Source organism: Mycobacterium sp. VKM Ac-1816D (assembly GCF_000416385.1).
Taxonomy (GTDB): domain Bacteria; phylum Actinomycetota; class Actinomycetes; order Mycobacteriales; family Mycobacteriaceae; genus Mycobacterium; species Mycobacterium neoaurum_A.
Genome location: NZ_AOHQ01000068.1, coordinates 1 through 261 on the forward strand (window position 1 = coordinate 1; position 261 = coordinate 261).

The window sequence follows — 261 nt, forward strand, 5'->3', positions numbered from 1 at the left end:
GATTCGCCGGCCTCTCGGGCCTCCTCCACGAGGTAGCGGTACCCGAACTCCGGGTCGTCGCGGTGGGCGTCGAACAGCGCGTTTGCGCGGTAGGCCTCGACGAGTTCGGCATCGGTGATGGGATTGGCCAACCAGCGGTAATACGGTTGGCGGGCGAGCTTGAGTACCCGGCACGTCACCGCGACGGGAATCCCGTCGCCGGCGAGCTCCTTCACGAGCGGGTAGAGCCTTTTCCCGGCAGATTGGCCTGCGACAGATAGG

1 pseudogene is annotated in these 261 nt (G+C 66.3%); it reads right to left on the bottom strand.

Features of this window, described 5'->3' with window-relative positions:
• Window positions 1-215, bottom strand: a pseudogene (locus tag G154_RS26235) (IS3 family transposase); the annotation flags it as partial.
• Window positions 216-261: the final 46 nt, after the last annotated feature.